Origin of the sequence: Kaistia defluvii (assembly GCF_026343955.1) — a bacterium.
In the GTDB taxonomy this organism is placed as follows: domain Bacteria; phylum Pseudomonadota; class Alphaproteobacteria; order Rhizobiales; family Kaistiaceae; genus Kaistia; species Kaistia defluvii.
This window is the reverse complement of the sequence record NZ_JAPKNI010000004.1, coordinates 483,534-500,332: the sequence shown is the minus strand read 5'-3', so window position 1 is coordinate 500,332 and position 16,799 is coordinate 483,534. Positions and strand designations below refer to the sequence as shown.

General features: G+C 66.1%; 16 protein-coding genes. 8 read left to right on the top strand and 8 right to left on the bottom strand.

Features of this window, described 5'->3' with window-relative positions:
• Positions 1–161: 161 nt before the first annotated feature.
• The 7 genes from OSH10_RS13295 to OSH10_RS13265 form a co-directional block, all read right to left on the bottom strand.
• Positions 162–1,649 carry a replicative DNA helicase gene (locus OSH10_RS13295; RefSeq protein ID WP_266332250.1) on the bottom strand — a complete coding sequence of 496 codons (1,488 nt, stop codon included), beginning with the start codon at positions 1,647–1,649 and terminating at the stop codon, positions 162–164.
• A 184-nt stretch (positions 1,650–1,833) separates the two neighbouring features.
• On the bottom strand, positions 1,834–3,096 hold the full coding sequence (locus OSH10_RS13290) for an SAM-dependent methyltransferase (protein ID WP_266332249.1): 1,263 nt from the start codon (positions 3,094–3,096) through the stop codon (positions 1,834–1,836).
• 223 nt (positions 3,097–3,319) lie between these two features.
• Positions 3,320–3,883, bottom strand: coding sequence for a 50S ribosomal protein L9 (gene rplI, locus OSH10_RS13285; protein ID WP_266332248.1), 564 nt, complete (start codon positions 3,881–3,883; stop codon positions 3,320–3,322).
• A 36-nt stretch (positions 3,884–3,919) separates the two neighbouring features.
• Positions 3,920–4,864, bottom strand: coding sequence for a DUF2232 domain-containing protein (locus OSH10_RS13280; protein WP_266332247.1), 945 nt, complete (start codon positions 4,862–4,864; stop codon positions 3,920–3,922).
• 189 nt (positions 4,865–5,053) lie between these two features.
• On the bottom strand, positions 5,054–5,317 hold the full coding sequence (gene rpsR, locus OSH10_RS13275) for a 30S ribosomal protein S18 (RefSeq protein WP_266332246.1): 264 nt from the start codon (positions 5,315–5,317) through the stop codon (positions 5,054–5,056).
• Entirely contained in the window at positions 5,317–5,811 is a 495-nt protein-coding gene (gene rpsF, locus OSH10_RS13270) for a 30S ribosomal protein S6 (protein ID WP_266332244.1), read from the bottom strand. The genes rpsR and rpsF overlap by 1 nt, the downstream gene beginning before the upstream one ends.
• Positions 5,812–6,221: 410 nt before the next feature.
• Positions 6,222–7,091, bottom strand: a complete 870-nt coding sequence (locus tag OSH10_RS13265; RefSeq protein ID WP_266332243.1) for an aldo/keto reductase family oxidoreductase — start codon at positions 7,089–7,091, stop codon at positions 6,222–6,224.
• A 93-nt stretch (positions 7,092–7,184) separates the two neighbouring features.
• On the opposite strand from OSH10_RS13265, the gene OSH10_RS13260 reads away from it, so the two are divergent.
• The 5 genes from OSH10_RS13260 to OSH10_RS13240 all read left to right on the top strand — a co-directional run bounded on the left by OSH10_RS13260 (position 7,185) and on the right by OSH10_RS13240 (position 12,653).
• Positions 7,185–8,093 carry a LysR family transcriptional regulator gene (locus tag OSH10_RS13260; protein WP_266332242.1) on the top strand — a complete coding sequence of 303 codons (909 nt, stop codon included), beginning with the start codon at positions 7,185–7,187 and terminating at the stop codon, positions 8,091–8,093.
• Between the two features lie 136 nt (positions 8,094–8,229).
• Complete coding sequence (locus OSH10_RS13255) at positions 8,230–9,984, top strand: alkaline phosphatase (RefSeq protein ID WP_266332241.1); 1,755 nt, start codon at positions 8,230–8,232, stop codon at positions 9,982–9,984.
• A 252-nt stretch (positions 9,985–10,236) separates the two neighbouring features.
• Positions 10,237–10,701, top strand: a complete 465-nt coding sequence (locus OSH10_RS13250) for a hypothetical protein (protein WP_266332239.1) — start codon at positions 10,237–10,239, stop codon at positions 10,699–10,701.
• Positions 10,702–10,704: 3 nt separating this feature from the next.
• Positions 10,705–11,391, top strand: coding sequence for an ABC transporter ATP-binding protein (locus OSH10_RS13245; RefSeq protein WP_266332238.1), 687 nt, complete (start codon positions 10,705–10,707; stop codon positions 11,389–11,391).
• Positions 11,388–12,653 (top strand): ABC transporter permease, encoded by a 1,266-nt coding sequence (locus tag OSH10_RS13240; protein WP_266332237.1) that lies wholly within the window; start codon positions 11,388–11,390, stop codon positions 12,651–12,653. The genes OSH10_RS13245 and OSH10_RS13240 overlap by 4 nt, the downstream gene beginning before the upstream one ends.
• A gap of 8 nt (positions 12,654–12,661) precedes the next feature.
• Here OSH10_RS13240 and OSH10_RS13235 read toward each other — a convergent pair whose 3' ends face one another.
• Positions 12,662–13,003, bottom strand: coding sequence for a hypothetical protein (locus OSH10_RS13235; protein WP_266332236.1), 342 nt, complete (start codon positions 13,001–13,003; stop codon positions 12,662–12,664).
• A gap of 312 nt (positions 13,004–13,315) precedes the next feature.
• On the opposite strand from OSH10_RS13235, the gene OSH10_RS13230 reads away from it, so the two are divergent.
• The 3 genes from OSH10_RS13230 (at position 13,316) to fabG (ending at position 16,546) form a co-directional block, all read left to right on the top strand.
• The gene (locus OSH10_RS13230) at positions 13,316–14,536 is read left to right on the top strand and encodes an MFS transporter (RefSeq protein ID WP_266332234.1); all 1,221 of its coding nucleotides are present in this window, start codon (positions 13,316–13,318) and stop codon (positions 14,534–14,536) included.
• A 274-nt stretch (positions 14,537–14,810) separates the two neighbouring features.
• Entirely contained in the window at positions 14,811–15,749 is a 939-nt protein-coding gene (gene fabD / locus OSH10_RS13225) for an ACP S-malonyltransferase (protein ID WP_266332233.1), read from the top strand.
• A 59-nt stretch (positions 15,750–15,808) separates the two neighbouring features.
• Entirely contained in the window at positions 15,809–16,546 is a 738-nt protein-coding gene (gene fabG / locus OSH10_RS13220) for a 3-oxoacyl-[acyl-carrier-protein] reductase (protein ID WP_266332232.1), read from the top strand.
• The last annotated feature ends 253 nt before the right edge of the window (positions 16,547–16,799 follow it).

The window sequence follows — 16,799 nt, the reverse complement described above, 5'->3', positions numbered from 1 at the left end:
CGAGCGTGGATCCGGAACTTGCTGGCCGAGGTCTCGGCGATTTTCACGGCGATCTCAAGGCGCTCGCATGCAGCTCTGCCCCGCGGCGGCATGGAAGCGGGTTTTCGCTCCGCCTTGAAGCCGAGGCGCGGAATTGCGCCGGAGCCGAGATGTCCGGCCGCCTATTCGAACGATTCCGGCAGGTGGTCGCGCTTGGCGAGGTTAGAGAAGCGGGTGATCTCGGCCTCGAACTGCAGCTGCACCGTGCCGGTCGGGCCGTGGCGCTGCTTGCCGATGATGACTTCAGCCGTGCCGGCGACCTGCTCCATCTCCGCCTGCCACTTGAAGAACTCCTCGGTGCCTTCCTTCGGCATCTTGCCCTTCAGGTAGTACTCGTCGCGATAGACGAACATCACGACGTCGGCGTCCTGCTCGATCGAGCCCGATTCGCGCAGATCCGAGAGCTGCGGCCGCTTGTCTTCGCGCGCCTCGACCTGACGCGAGAGCTGCGACAGCGCGATCACCGGAACGGCCAGTTCCTTGGCCAGAGCCTTCAGGCCGGTGGTGATCTCGGTGATTTCCTGCACGCGGTTGGCCTGGCCCTTGCCGGAGCCCTGCAGCAGCTGGAGGTAGTCGATCATCAGCACATCGAGGCCGCGCTGGCGCTTGAGGCGGCGGGCGCGGGCGGTCAGCTGGGCGATCGAGAGGCCGCCGGTCTGGTCGATATAGAGCGGAATGCGCGCCATTTCGCGCGACGCCTCGACGACGCGGGCGAACTGGTTCTCGTCGATCGAGCCACGGCGGATATGCGAGGACGACACGCCCGACTGCTCGGCGACGACACGCGTCGCGAGCTGCTCTGCCGACATTTCCAGTGAGAAGAAGCCGACGATGCCGCCATTGACGGTCTTCATCGAGCCGTCAGGCTGCAATTCGCCGCGATAGGCCTTGGCGATGTTGAAGGCGATGTTGGTGACGAGCGAGGTCTTGCCCATGGCGGGACGACCGGCCAGCACGATCAGATCGGAGGCTTGCAGGCCGCCCATCTGGCGGTCGAGATCGTCGAGGCCGGTGGCGATGCCGGAGAGGTGGCCGTCGCGCTGATAGGCGGCGCTGGCCATGTCGATGGCGGTCTTGAGCGCGTCCTCGAACGAGTGGAAGCCGCCGTCATAGCGGCCGGTTTCCGCCAGCGCGAACAGGCGGCGCTCGGCGTCCTCGATCTGCGCCTTGGGCGGCATGTCGATCGGCGCGTCGAAGGCGATGTTGACCACGTCCTCGCCGATGCCGATCAGCGAGCGTCTCAGCGCCAGGTCGTAGATCGAGCGGCCGTAATCCTCGGCATTGATGATGGTGGTCGCTTCGGCCGCGAGTCGGGCCAGGTACTGCGCCGGGTTGAGCTCGCCGATGGCGAGGTCGGCGGGCAGGAAGTTCTTCAGCGTGACCGGGTTGGCGATCTTGTTCTGGCGGATGAGCTGCGAGGTGATCTCGTAGACGGTCTTGTGCACCGGCTCGAAGAAATGCAGCGGCTCGAGAAAGTCCGAGACGCGATAGAACGCCTCATTGTTGACGAGGATGGCGCCGAGAAGCGCCTGCTCGGCTTCGATGTTATGCGGCGGCTGCCGATAGAATTCGGCTTGCTGCGGCGGTGCGGCTCGCGCTGGAACGTTCATGGTCGATTGGCTCTCAGATCCCTGAGCCCTAGTTAGGCGCAGGATGGGCCGACCGCCTAACGTTCGCTTCCTTCGTACCCGTTATCCATAGGTTAACACCGAAGACTCCGCGACAAGGGCACTTGCCGCTTGCGCGAAGCGTTTCGGTGACAGTTCGGTGAAGGCGACCGATTCGGCCCTCCCGCTAGCCGTTTCCGGCGATTTTGAGGGAAGGTCGCTGGCCGGCATGGTCGCGGAGGCGCAGGGCTTCCTCGGCCTGCCAGATATAGTCGCGCGTCAGCGGCAGCGCGTTCTGGTCGCGGACGATCTGGATCTGGAAGATCATCATGTCCTGATAGCGGAAGGCGGTCTCCGAGGCGGCGAGGTAGAACTCCCACATCCGGCAGAAGGCCTCGTCATAGAGCGCGACAGCCTCGTCTCGCCGGGCCAGGAAGCGTTCGCGCCAGGCCTTCAGCGTCTCGGCATAATGCAGCCGGAGAATCTCGACATCCGTGACCTTCAGCCCGGCCTTCTCGATCGCCGGGAACACTTCCGAGAGCGACGGGATATAGCCGCCCGGGAAGATGTATTTCTGGATCCAGGAATTGGTCTCGCCGGGCGAATCGAAGCGCCCGATCGCATGCAGCACCATCACGCCGTCTTCGGTCAGGAGCCGTCGGGCCTGCTCGAAATATTCGCGGAAATGACCGACGCCGACATGCTCGAACATGCCAACCGAGACGATGCGGTCGAACTGCGTCTTCAGCGACCGGTAGTCCTGCAGCTTGAACGCGGCGCGGTCGGCGAGGTTCATCGATGCGGCGCGGGCGTTCGAGACCTTGTGCTGCTCCTCCGACAGCGTCACGCCGGTCACGTCGACATCGGCATGGCTGGCAAGGTAGAGGCCGAGTCCACCCCAGCCGGAGCCGATATCCAGCACCTTCTGACCCGGCGCCAGCGCCAGCTTGGCCGCGAGGTGCCGCTTCTTCGCGATCTGCGCTTCTTCGAGGCCGGTATCCGGCGTCTCGAAATAGGCGCAGGAATATTGCTGGTCGCTGTCGAGGAACAGCGAATAGAGCCGCCCGTCGAGATCGTAGTGGTGGGCGACGTTCTGGCGCGCGCGGAACGGCGTGTTCCACTGCCGGAAGCGCCGGGTCCAGACGCGCATCTGGTACACCGCGCGCATCCACCAGGAGCGGCCGCCGCCACCGGTATTCTGCAGGACCACTTCCAGGAAATCGTAGATCGAGCCCTGCTCGACCACGAAGCCGCCATCCATGAAGGTCTCGCCGAGCTTCAGCTCGGGATTCAGGATGACCGCGCGCTCGGCGGCCGCCGAAGTGAAGCGGACACGGACCGGGACGCCGCTGCCATCGCCGAAGCGGTGGAGCCTTCCCCTGGCGTCGATGATTTCAAGCGATCCACGCTTCAGGACGCCTGACAGATAGTTGATGAGCAACCGGTTCATGGTGATCCGCTGCCCCCCTCCTGAATGTCTTGGTTGACCAAGGCAGGTTGCGACAAGGCGGTCGGCGACATCCGGCCGTCGATCGATGGTAGCCCTGATTTCGCCGCAATTTCAAGCGGGTACGCGTTAAGCCGATTACGTAGCGTCTTCAAAATAAAAAGAGCGCCGCGGAAACCGCGGCGCTCTCTCGAAAATAAGGCTCCCTTCAGGTGAAGGGACCCGATCAGATCTCTTCTTCGTCGTCGACGCCGGCGAAGCCTTCGCCTTCCGGAAGCGGCTCGAGCTCGAAGTCGTCCTGGACGGCCGAGAGGTCTTCACCCTTCGACTGGCGGGCGGCTTCGTCGACGCTGCGGGCGACGTTGATCGTGACGGTTGCTTCCACTTCCGGATGCAGCGCGACCACGACGTCGTGCAGGCCGATGGTCTTGATCGGAACTTCGAGGACGACCTGGCTGCGGCCGACCGAGAAGCCGGCCTCGGTGACGAGCTCGGCAACGTCGCGGCTCGAAACCGAACCGTAGAGCTGGCCGGTCTCGCCGGCCTGGCGGACGACGATGAAGGACTGGCCGTTGAGTGCCTCGGCGACCTTCTCGGCGTCGGACTTGCGCTCGAGGTTGCGGGCTTCGAGGTGAACCTTCTCGGCCTCGAAGCGCTTCTTGTTGGCTTCGTTGGCGCGCAGCGCCTTGCCCTGCGGCAGCAGGAAGTTGCGGGCGTAGCCGTCCTTGACGTGCACGACTTCGCCCATCTGGCCGAGCTTCGCGACGCGCTCCAGCAGAATGACGTCCATGGTATGACTCCTTCGTTCTATCGTTCTGTCAATGAGTTACGAGATGCCGGGCCGTGCCGCGAAGCGGCGGGCCCGGAATTGAAGGGCCGTGTCGGCAAGTCCGACCACGGCCATGATGCCGAGCGGCAGCAGGAAGATGAAGCTGACGGCATAGACAAGGAAAAGCAGCAGCGGCCGAGCCGCCTTGCCGAGGAGCAGCGCATGCAGCAGACCGAAGCCGGTCAGCGCGAAGGCGAAGCCCATGGCGCCGGCGACGGCGCCGGCAATCTGGCCGGGCACGCCGGGCAGCAGGCTGACGACGAAGGCGAGGCCGAAGAAAAGCGCTGCCGGCTGCGGCAGCACGATCGTCCAGAGCGGCGTCCACTCGCGGGCGAGCAGGCCGGACATCCTGGCGATTCGAGCGCCGAGCCAAGTCGCGAGCACCAGGATGCCGAGCGTCAGGCTGGCCGAGGTGAAGGGCATCAGTGCGATGTTGAAGCGCACCAGCGGCTCCATCTCCGCGTCGGGCGGTGTCATGCCTTCCGACTGCGCCAGCCAGCTCTTCAGTACGGCGAGCGTCTGGGTGATCAGCGCCTCGGGGTCATAGCCGAGCAGGAAACCGGTCACGACCACCGCCGCCGCCACCGCGAGCGCGGCGCGCAGAAGCACGATATCGAGCGGAAACCACTGCCGTCCGCCGGGGGCTGACTCGTCCGGCCGCGACAGGCCGACGAGATGGGCAGCCCAGGCGACGGGGGCGGCGAAGAGGATGAAATAGAGCCCGCCGGCGAGATGGCCGATGGCGAGGCCGATCAGAGCCGAGGCGACGGCGGCCGCGGCAGCGCCGGAAAGCGTGCCGAAGCCGAGCGCGGCGATGGCGATCGGCAGGGGAGACAGGATGAAGAGGGGGAAGGCGAGGGCGGTCCCGCTGACGAGCCCGGCAAACAGCAGCGCTGCCGCCATTCCGGCTCCAAAGCCAATCAGGATATTCCGCATCGACATGTTATCTCGCTGTCCCGCTTCGAGAGCGGTTAGAGGCAGGTCACGGGAAGCCCGGCCACACCCCAACCAAGTCTTGCCTCTGGGAGGCACTGGAAATCTCGCCCGAAGGGCTGCCGGACCGGCGGCGGGCGTCGGTCCGGCGAAGTCAGCGATCGCCAAGGGAAACCGAGGTTTCCGGCGATCGGGGTCTTACTTGATCACGTAGGGGATCAGGCCGAGGAAGCGGGCGCGCTTGATCGCCTGGGCGAGCTCGCGCTGCTTCTTGGCGGAGACCGCCGTGATGCGGGACGGAACGATCTTGCCGCGCTCGGAAATGTAGCGCTGCAGGAGACGGACGTCCTTGTAGTCGATCTTCGGTGCGTTGGCGCCGGAGAACGGGCAGGTCTTCCGACGACGGAAGAACGGACGGCGCTGGCCGCCGCTGGAGGTGCTGGTGGTGCCGACGTCAGCCATTATTCAGCCGCTCCTTCAGATTCTTCCGAGCGCGGACGGCGCTCGCCACGGAAACCGCCGCCGGCGCCGCCTTCACGGTCGCCACGGAAGCCGCCGCCGCCGCCACCGAAGCCGCCACGGGGACGGTCGCCACGGTCGCCGAAGCGGCCGCCACGGTCGCCATCGTCACGATCGCGCTTCTGCAGCATGGCGGACTGGCCTTCCTCATGCGCCTCGACCTTGAGGGTCAGGATGCGGAGGACGTCTTCGTTCATGCGCTGCTGACGCTCCAGCTCGGCCATGGCGGCCGCCGGTGCGTCGATGTTCATCAGCGTGTAGTGCGCCTTGCGATTCTTGCGAATGCGGAACGCAACGGACTTCAGGCCCCACTGCTCGATCTTGCTGACCGTGCCGCCATTGGCCTCGATGAGGCCCTTGAACTGCTCGGTAAGTGCTTCGACCTGCTGTGCGGACACGTCCTGTCGCGACAGAAATACGTGCTCATAAAGCGGCATGATTGCCCTTCCTTTTCATTTCCCGGCGCCAAGCCTCACCGAAGCCTTCGAGAAAGGCTGATCGGTACAACTTCGAGAGCGGGAACACGGGAAGACGGGATCTTGTGATCCCTGCGGCTCGCGCCGCCTTCCGTTCAACCCCCGGCCGGGTGTCGATACGACGGGCGGTGCATATACGGGAATGGCCGAGAAGGCAAGGCGCAGCGGCGCAGAAGGCCGAGCTTGCGTCATGTTTCGATCCTGTCGCGCCAAATGTTCAAGCAACCCTGGACCGAAAGCAAGACCCTCACCCAACCCTCTCCCGTGCCGGGAGAGGGCCTTCGGTCCGCATCCGTCATCGATTTCCCAGCCTGGCGACGTGCACCGGCGGACTCCCTCTCCCGGCACGGGAGAGGGCTGGGGTGAGGGGCTTACTTCGTGCCGATTCCATCGAGCTCGGCGACCGCATCGTCCGGCAACACCAGATCGGCGACGGCCAGGTTTTCCTTGAGATGCGCCACCGACCCGGTGCCTGGGATGAGCAGGATATTGGGCGAGCGGCGCAACAGCCAGGCCAGCGCCACCTGCATCGGGGTGGCGCCAAGGCGCGTCGCGACGTCGTTCAGGGTCGAGGACTGCAACGGGTTGAAACCGCCGAGCGGGAAGAACGGCACATAGGCGATGCCGTCGCGGGCGAGATCGTCGATCAGCCCGTCATCGCCGCGATGGGCGAGATTATACTGGTTCTGCACGCAGACGATCTCGACCATCCGCCGCCCCTCGGCGATCTGGGCCGGCGTGACATTGCTGAGGCCGATATGGCGCACCAGGCCCTTGCGCTGAAGCTCGGCCAGGATGGCGAGCGGCGCCTCGATCGATCCCTCGGCCGGGCCATGCGTGTCGAACATGATGCGAAGGTTCACCACGTCGAGCGCGTCGAGGCCGAGATTGCGGAGATTGTCGTGGACCGCCGCCGTCAGTTCCGCCGGCTCATAGGCGGGGATCCAGGATTTGTCGGCCCCGCGCCGCGCGCCGATCTTGGTGACGATGGTGAGATCGTCGGAATAGGGATGCAGCGCCTCGCGGATCAACTGGTTCGTGACGTGCGGGCCGTAGAAGTCGCTGGTGTCGATATGGTCGACGCCCTGTGCCAGCGCCTCGCGCAGCACGGCGAGGGCGGCAGCATGATCCCTGGGCGGCCCGAATACGCCGGGCCCTGCGAGCTGCATCGCGCCATAGCCAAGGCGTTTCACAGTGCGATCGCCGAGCGTGTGGGTGCCGGCTGCTTCAAGTTTGGACATCGTCTGTCTCCATTTCCGTGACGCACAGATAGAGGCTGCCGGCATTTCCGATAATCCGATACAATCCGGACGGCTTGTGCGGATTGGCGAACAATGACGACGGAACTGGGCGATCTGAACGCATTCGTGGCCGTGGCTCGCGCCAAGGGATTTCGGGATGGCGCCCGCCTTAGCGGTAGCAGTGCCTCGGCGCTGAGCGAGGCGGTTCGGCGGCTGGAGGCGCAACTCGGCGTTCGCCTGTTCAATCGGACGACGCGGAGCGTCCAGCTGACCGAGGCGGGCAGGGGGCTGCTGGAACGGCTGACCCCGGCATTGGCCGAGGTTCAGGCCGCTCTCGACGTGGTCAATGGCTATCGCGACCGGCCGGCCGGGGTGCTGCGACTGAACGTGCCGGTCAGTGCCGTGCGGCTGGTGCTGCCGGATATCGTCCCGGCCTTCCTGGCGGTCTATCCCGAAATCCGGCTCGAGATCATCGCCGAGGACAGCTTCGTCGACGTCCTGGCGGCCGGTTGCGACGCCGGCATCCGCTACGACGAGCGGCTGGAGCAGGACATGATCGCCGTGCCGATCGGGCCTCGCGTCCAGCGCTTCGCGACAGCCGCGGTGCCCGCCTATCTCGATCGTCGCGGCCGGCCGGAACATCCGCGCGATTTGCTGGAGCACGACTGCATCCGCGGGCGCTTTTCCAGCGGATCGATGGCGGCGTGGGAATTCGAGCGCGAGGGCGAGATCATCCGCGTCGATCCCTCGGGCCCGCTGATCGTGCAGGCGGGGCCGGCCACCGACCTTGCCGTCGACGCCGCGCTGGCCGGCACCGGCATCCTCTATCTGTTCGAGGACTGGTTGCGGCCGCATCTCGACAGCGGCGCGCTGGAGCCGGTGCTCGAGCCCTGGTGGCAGCGCTTCTCCGGGCCGTTTCTCTATTATCCAGGCCGCCGCCTCGTTCCGGCGCCGCTGCGCGCCTTTGTCGATTTCATTCGGGATCGGCCGCCGCGTCCCTGACGCTCTCCGACGCCATTTCCACGCCGGCTTGTCATTTCGCGCGCTTTCGTCGGGCGCTTTCACATGGGTGTCATGCGCAGCTTTTAGGCCCGGTCCGTAGGCCGCCGCGCGGCCCCCCATTTCGAAGAGGCTCCCGATGCGCACATTGCTGTTCACGCTGGCTGCGACGACCATGCTCGCCGGCACGGCACAGGCGACCACGGTCTATCCGCTGGACCGCGCCACGATTCTCGCCGGCTCGCCGTTCGACTTCAAGGTCGAGTTCAACGAGACCGTGAAGCCCGAGGACATCAAGGTCACGGTCAATGGCCAGGACTACAAGACGGTCTTCGGCCAGGAGGCGACCTTCACCGAGACGGAACTCGGCAAGAACGACAAGAAGCTCGGCTCGGCGCTGACGCTGCGCAAGCTCGTGCTCGCCACGCCCGGCGACTACAAGGTCGAGGCGACGGCCGGCGGCGAGACCAAATCTGTCACCTGGGTCGTCTACGGCACGGCCGAAAAGCCCAAGGCCAAGAACGTCATCTTCCTGCTCGGCGACGGCCTCTCCGTCGCGCATCGGACCGCGGCGCGAATCATGTCCAAGGGCATGACCGAGGGCAAGGCCGACGGCCGCCTCGCCATGGACGACCTCGACCACATGGCCTTCATCGGCACCTCGTCGACGGAAGCCATCGCCACCGACAGCGCCAACACGATGTCGGCCTACATGACCGGCCACAAGACGGCCGTGAACGCGCTCGGCGTCTATGCCGACCGTACGCCGGCAACGCTGGATGATCCCAAGGTCGAGACCCTGGGCGAGGCGCTGCGCCGCCAGACCAAGAAGTCGATCGGCATCGTCACCACGTCGGAACTGCAGGACGCGACCCCGGCCGCCATTGTCGCCCACACCCGCAAGCGCGCCGACAAGGCCGAGATCACCGGCATGATGTTCGACGTCCAGCCGGACGTCGCGCTCGGTGGCGGCTCGGCTTATTTCCTCGCCAAGGAGACGCCCGGCTCCAAGCGCAAGGACGACAAGGACTACATCAAGCAGTTCCAGGACGCCGGCTACACGCTGGCGACCGACAAGGCGGAACTGGAGAAGGCCGCCGGCACCAATACCGGCAAGATCCTCGGCCTGTTCCACACCGGCAACATGGACACGCTGCTCGACCGCAACTTCCTGAAGAAGGGCACGGTCGGCAAGTTCCCGAACCAGCCCGGCCTGGTCGAGATGACCGAGGCGGCGCTCGCGCAGCTCTCGAAGAATCCCGAGGGCTTCTTCCTGATGGTCGAGGCGGCCAACATCGACAAGATGTCCCATCCGCTCGATTGGGATCGCGCTGTCGTCGAGACCATCGAGTTCGACAAGGCGGTCGCCGCGGCCCGCGCCTTCGCCGAGAAGAACCCGGACACGCTGATCGTCGTCACGGGCGACCACACGCACGGCGTCTCGATCATCGGCACGGTCGATGACGACAAGGCCGGCCCGGAGATGCGCGAAAAGGTCGGCACCTATGCCGACGCCGGCTTCCCCAACTACACGGACGCGGACAAGGACGGCTATCCGGACAGGATCGACGTCAGCCGCCGCCTGTTCCTCGCCGCCAACAATGGCCCCGACCATTACGAGACCTTCCGCCCGAAGCTCGACGGCCCGTTCGTCCCGGCCGTCCAGAACGAGAAGAAGGAATATGTCGCCAACGAAGCCTACAAGGACGTTCCCGGCGCCGTCTTCGTCCAGGGCAACATCCCCCGCGAGGGCGATTCGGGCGTCCATGCCGTCGACGACGTCGTGCTGCAGTCGACCGGCCCCGGTTCGGAAGGCTTCAAGGGCTACATGGAGCAGAGCGACGTCTACCGCGTGATCGTCGACGCGCTGGCCCTGGCGCCCGCCAGGAAGTGACCCGCCGGCTTCTGGCCGCACGCAGGCTTCGGGCGCAGGCGCCCGGAGCCGATTCCATTCAGGTTTGGATCTGTTTCAGGAGTGCCCAGCCCGTCACCTCCCTCTGAGGGAAAGGTCGGCTCGAAGAGCCGGGTGAAGGGCTAGGGAACCATCCCGGTGAGGCCGTAAACCCTCACCCGCCGCATTGCGTGCGTCGACCTCTCCCTCAGGGCGAGGTGAGGGAAGGTCTTCCGCACTCGATAGGAGAAGCCCATGACGCTGGTTCGGATCTCGCGGCGCGATGCGCTGCTGGGCGGGTTCGTCGCCCTGGCGACGGCCTCCGGGATCGCATGGCCCGCACGCGCCGCCGCGCCGACGCTGACCTTTGACGAACTCTACGGCTCCGTCGGCGTCCTCGGTCTGAGTTTCTCCGAGAAGGTCAAGCGACTGGCCGGGCAGACCGTGACCATGCGCGGCTTCATGGCGCCGCCGCTCAAGGCCGAGGCGGCGTTCTTCGTCCTGACGGAAATCCCGATGGCGCTTTGCCCGTTCTGCTCGTCCGATGCCGATTGGCCCGACAACATCCTCGTCGTCTATCTGGGCGAGAAGCAGACCTTCGTGCAGCCGAACGCCGTGATCGAGGTGAAGGGCAGGCTCGAATACGGTTCCTGGACCGATCCGGAGACCGGCTTCGTCAGTCTGCTGCGCCTGCGCGACGCCAGCTTCGGCGAAGTCTGACCCATGCTCGGTTTGCGCCTCGAACGTCTCGTCATCTCTTTCCCGGGCTTGCCGACGCCGGTGCTGTCGATCGCGGCGCTGGCAATCGCGCCCGGCGAGCGGGTTGCCGTCACCGGTCCCTCCGGCTCCGGCAAGAGCACGCTGGTCAACATCGTCACCGGGCTGGAGCGTGCGAGCGAGGGTGTCGTGCGCTGGCACGATACCGACATCGCCACGCTGTCCGAGGGCGCGCGCGATGCGTGGCGGGCCGGGAATGTCGGCCTGGTGATGCAGGACTTTCATCTCTTCCCCGGCCTGTCGGCGCTCGAAAACGTGCTGCTGCCCGTCCGGCTGCGGGCGCGTAGCGTTGCCCCGCATATCGACCGGGCGCGCGAGCTGATGCGACGGGTGGGGCTCGCCCGTCCCGACCAGCCGGTCACCACCATGTCGCGTGGCGAGATGCAGCGCGTGGCCGTCGCCCGCGCCCTGCTGCGCAAGCCGGGCGTCATCATCGCCGACGAGCCGACGGCGAGCCTCGATCCCGAGAGCGGGGCCGTGGTCGGCGACCTGTTGCTGGAACTGGCCGGTGAGGAGAAGGCGACGCTGCTGGTCGTCTCGCATGACGCGCGGCTCATCGAGCGCATGGATCGGCGCATCCGCCTCATCGCAGGCCGCATCGCGGCCGACCCCGCCGGAGAACGGGCCGCATGATTCGCTTCGTCTTCGCCGATCTCCGCCGCCTCTGGGCCGGCTCGCTGGTCGTCATCCTGCTGGTGGCGCTCGCAACCGCGCTCGGCGTTGCCGTGACGCTCCAGGAGCGCGCGCTGCGCCTCGGCAGCGCACGGGCGGCAGACAAATTCGATCTCGTCGTCGGCGCCGCCGGCAGCGAGACGCAACTGGTGCTCTCCTCGATCTTCCTGCAGGCAGCGCCGCTGCCGCTCGTCTCGGGCAAGGTGCTGCATGACCTTGCCGAGGATCCCCGCGTCCTCTGGGCAGCGCCGGTCGGCTTTGGCGATTCGTTCGATGGCCACCCGATCGTCGGCACCACCACCGCGCTGATCGACGGCGCCGGCGGCGGCCTGGCCGAGGGCAGGGCTTTTGCCGCGCGCGCCGAGGCCGTCATCGGCGCCGCCGTGCCGCTCCGGCCTGGCCAGGAGGTGAAGCCGATGCACGGCATGGCGGGCGAGGGCGGTCATACCCATGCCGAGATCGCCTATCGCGTCGTCGGCCGCATGGCGCCGACAGGTACGCCCTGGGACCGCGCCATCCTGGTGCCGATCGAGGCGGTCTGGGGCCTTCACGGCATGGAGCCCGGCGGCGCGCATGCGCACGACGAATCCGATCACGATTCATCGGGCCACGACGATGCGACGGAGGGGGATCCTCCTCACCATGAGGAGCCGACGGCAGCGCTGGGCGGCCCATGGAGCGAGACGACGCCGGGCGTCCCGGCCATCCTGGTCAAGCCAAGAACCTTCGCCGACGCCTACAAGCTGCGCGGCGAGTACCGTTCCGGCGCGACGCTGGCGGTGTTTCCGGGCGAGGTGCTGACCGCGCTCTATGCGACGCTGGGCGATGCCAAGGCCGTGCTGAACGCTGTCGCCCTGGGCGCGCAGCTCCTGGTCGCCGCGGCAATCGCGCTGGTGACGGTGATGCATGTCAGCCAGCGTCGCCGCCAGATCGGGGCGCTGCGGGCGCTCGGCGCGCCGCGCCTGGCTCTGTTCGGCATCGTCTGGCTGGAATTGTTCGTGCTGGTCGCGATCGGCATCCTGGCCGGCTGCGCGCTCGGCTATGGCGCGGCACGCTTGCTGTCGGCGCTCTTCACCCGCGAGAACGGGGTGGTGCTGCCGGTGGCGTTCGCCCGCGCCGATTTCACCCTGGTCCTGGCCTTGCTGGGCGTCTCCGCCCTGCTGTCGGCGCTACCGGCCTGGATGGCCTATCGCCAGCCGCCAGCGGCTGCCCTGCGCGCCTAAGCCGATGCTCAGGCCGGGACGGCGTTGACGATGATCACCAGGGTGATCGAGAGGGCGGTCACCAGCAGTCCGGCCAGGAAGCGGTTCTTGGCGCGGATGTAGACGGGCAGTTCGAGCGAGTTGACCCCGAGCAGGTCAGCCAGCGCCCTGATCTGCAGGAGAATGCCGACAGCGAGCGCGAAAGCGGCGACATAGTCCCAGCGATTCCATGGGGATTCGTCGGTCGCCCATTGCGCGGTGAAGCCCAGCGAGAAGCCGAGGATGATGCACACCGCTGTCATCGAGCCGCCGCGGAAGACGGGATCGATTCGCGGGGTCGCTTCCGTGGGGATGGTCGGATCCGTGGTCATCGCCTCGTCTCTCTCTGGTGTCACGATCGAGGGGTCACGGATCGTCGCGGCGGTTGTGCCCGCCCGGATCTCTATCGCACCTTGTGCGGGATTGGATATCCCCCTGATGCCAAAACTCGCATCCCGCCGCGTGCAGCGATTGCGCTGTTTCGGCATCGCAAAACATCGATTCTGGTTATGACAGCATCAATTTTTCTGCACTTTTCTTTCCAATCGGCCGCGGCCATAGTGAATTTCCTCGGAAAGACCTTCGGAATCGCCGCTTTTTAAGTCTGCCCTTCCCCAGGTCGCCCTCAATCAAGGACTTTGGAAGTGAGCGAGAGCGCGCAAGTTTTGCCCGCGTCGTCCGCCCGCGGCATTGCCGAGCGGACCTCCCTGGGAATTTTGGTGGCCATCAGCATCTCTCACATGCTGAACGACCTGATGCAGTCGGTCATTCCGGCGATCTATCCCATCCTCAAGGCAGAGTTCACCTTGAGCTTCGGACAGATCGGTCTGATCCAGCTGGCGTTCCAGTTGACCGCCTCGATTCTCCAGCCCGTCGTCGGCATCTATACCGACAAGCGTCCGCAGCCCTTTTCGCTCGCCGTCGGCATGGGCGTGACGCTCTGCGGCCTGCTGCTGGTGTCGATGGCCTCGACCTACCCGATGCTGCTCGTCGCGGTGGCGCTGATCGGCATGGGCTCGTCGATCTTCCATCCCGAGGCGTCGCGCGTCGCCCGCATGGCCTCCGGCGGACGGCATGGCTTCGCCCAGTCGCTGTTCCAGGTCGGCGGCAATTTCGGCTCGGCGATCGGCCCGCTGCTCGCCGCCGTGATCGTGCTGGCGCGCGGCCAGTCCAGCGTCGCCTGGTTCTCGCTGGTGGCTCTCGCCGGCATGATGATCCTGACCCGCGTCGGTTTCTGGTATCGGGACCATCAGCGGGAGCGCAAGAAGGCGAACATCGCGCCGCCGGTCCAGACGCTGCCGCACAAGGTGGTCGTGCGCTCGATCCTGATCCTCGCCGTGCTGATCTTCTCGAAGTTCTTCTACATGGCGGCGCTGACCAGCTACTACACCTTCTACCTGATCGAGACGTTCAACGTGTCGGTGAAGGATTCGCAGCTCTATCTGTTCGTGTTCCTCGCGGCGGTTGCTGCCGGCACCATCGCCGGCGGCCCCATCGGCGACCGCTTCGGCCGCAAGTTCGTGATGTGGTTCTCGATCCTCGGCGTGCTGCCCTTCACCCTGCTGCTGCCGCATGCCAGCCTCGGCTGGACCATCGCGCTCTCGGTCGTGATCGGCTTCATCCTGTCCTCGGCTTTCCCGGCGATCATCGTCTACGCCCAGGAACTGGTGCCCGGTAAGGTCGGCCTCGTCTCCGGCCTGTTCTTCGGTTTCGCCTTCGGCATGGGCGGCATCGGCGCGGCAGCACTCGGCGAGCTTGCCGACTGGACCTCGATCACCTTCGTGTTCCAGGTCTGCGCCTTCCTGCCGGTGCTGGGCCTGCTGACGGCCTTCCTGCCCAACATCCGCAAGCCGAAGCCCGTCTGAAGACCCACGTTTTGAGACCGGCGGTGGACATCTGTCCGCCGCCGGTTTGTTTTTTGGGAGGCGAAACCCATGCCGCCGCTGCGTCGCCGGTATGGGCGAAGGCTGGCTCCCCTCGCAGCGGCGCGTTGGCGAATTCCGCCCCTTGGGACTTCCAAATTCGCGGTCCTATCCGCCGCGAAAACGCCCCGAGACTTGACTCGGCGGCCGTAACAGCGGATTAGCCGCCGCCGAACACGCGACTATCATCGCAGTAACAATTCGTGCGGGGCCAGCCATGACGATCGCTCTCACCTTTCCCGGACAGGGCAGCCAGGCCGTCGGCATGGGCAAGGCGCTCGCCGACAATTTCGCCGAGGCGCGTGCCGTGCTCGACGAAGTCGACGCCGCGCTCGGCGAGAAGCTCTCGGCCGTCATCTGGGATGGCCCGATCGAGACGCTGACCCTGACCGCCAATGCTCAGCCCGCCTTGATGGCGGTGAGCCTCGCCGCCTTGCGCGTGCTGGAGGCCCAGGGCTTCGCCGTTTCTAGGGCCGCCTATGTCGCTGGCCATTCGCTCGGCGAATATTCGGCGCTGGCCGCCGCCGGCAGCCTGTCGATCTCGGATGCGGCCCGCCTGCTGCGCATTCGCGGCACGGCGATGCAGCAAGCCGTTCCGGTCGGCGAGGGCGCCATGGCCGCTCTGCTCGGCCTCGATTTCGAGACCGCCCAGGCGGTGGCCAACGAGGCGGCGCAGGGCGACGTCTGCGAGGCCGCCAACGACAACGGTCCCGGCCAGGTCGTGATCTCCGGCGCCAAGGCCGCCGTCGAGCGGGCCCTCGACATCGCCAAGGCCAAGGGCGCCAAGCGCGCGCTGCTGCTCCCCGTGAGCGCGCCGTTCCACTGCCGCCTGATGCAGCCCGCCGCCGACGTGATGGCCGAGGCGCTCGCCAAGGTCACCATCAACGCGCCCGTCGTGCCGCTGGTCGCCAATGTGCTGGCCGCGCCGATCTCCGATCCGGCCGAAATCCGTGCCCGCCTCGTCGAGCAGGTGACCGGCATGGTGCGCTGGCGCGAGTCGATCGGCTGGCTCGCGGCCAATGGCAGCGACCTGTTTGTCGAGATCGGCGCCGGCAAGGTGCTGTCGGGGCTTGCCAAGCGCATCGCGCCCGAGGCACAGACGCTGAATGTCGGCACGCCCGACGACGTGGCCGCGGCGATCGAGCGTCTCGCTTGAGCGCTGGCCGCTTCGCAGCCAAGCTTACGGATGAACAGGGTAATCAGAAGGAAGTCGTCATGTTCGATTTGACCGGCAAGCGCGCGCTGGTGACCGGCGCGAGCGGTGGCATCGGCCGGGCGATCGCCCAGGCGCTGCACAAGCAGGGCGCGACCGTCGCCATCTCCGGCACCCGGCGCGAGGCGCTGGAGGCGCTGGCGACGGAACTGGGCACCAATGTCCACGTTCTGCCGTGCAACCTCTCGGTCGCCGAGGAAGTCGAGACGCTGGTGCCGCGCGCCGAGGAGGCGATGGGCGAGCTCGACCTGCTGATCAACAATGCCGGCATCACGCGCGACATGCTGTTTGCCCGCCTGTCGGACGAAGCCTGGCAGGAGGTGCTGGACGTCAACCTGACTTCCGCCTTCCGCCTGACCCGCGCGGCGCTGCGCGGCATGATGCGCCGCCGCTATGGCCGCATCATCTCGATCACCTCGATCGTCGCCGTCACCGGCAATGCGGGCCAGGGCAACTATACCGCGTCGAAGGCGGCGCTGATCGCCATGTCGAAGTCGCTCGCCCAGGAAGTGGCGAGTCGCAATATTACGGTCAACTGCGTCGCCCCCGGATTCATCGAAACGGCGATGACCGACGCCTTGAACGAAAAGATTCGCACCGCGTTGCTCGAGCGGGTCCCGGCAAAGCGTCTGGGTTCGGCCGACGACATCGCTTCGGCGGTGGTCTATCTGGCCTCCGAAGAAGCGTCCTACGTGACCGGCCAGACCCTGCACGTTAACGGTGGTATGGCTATGATCTAATTGAGGAATCTGCATTCATGCAGACCTCTCGGATGGGGTTGTCACACCCCCTTGCGGCGGCTGGTCAAGGTTCAGAAACTATGTTAGGACCGCGCAATATCAGTGCCGCGTCTTCGTCGCTTTCGCGGCGGAGCGGGTGTGGATTGACGATCGCCGAAGACTAGTGACGATATCGCGGTACGTTTTCGGGGGATTGCCGATACGTCCGGGTTTCCAGCGCGCGAGAAGTCGCGGCAATAGTAGACAGAGAACA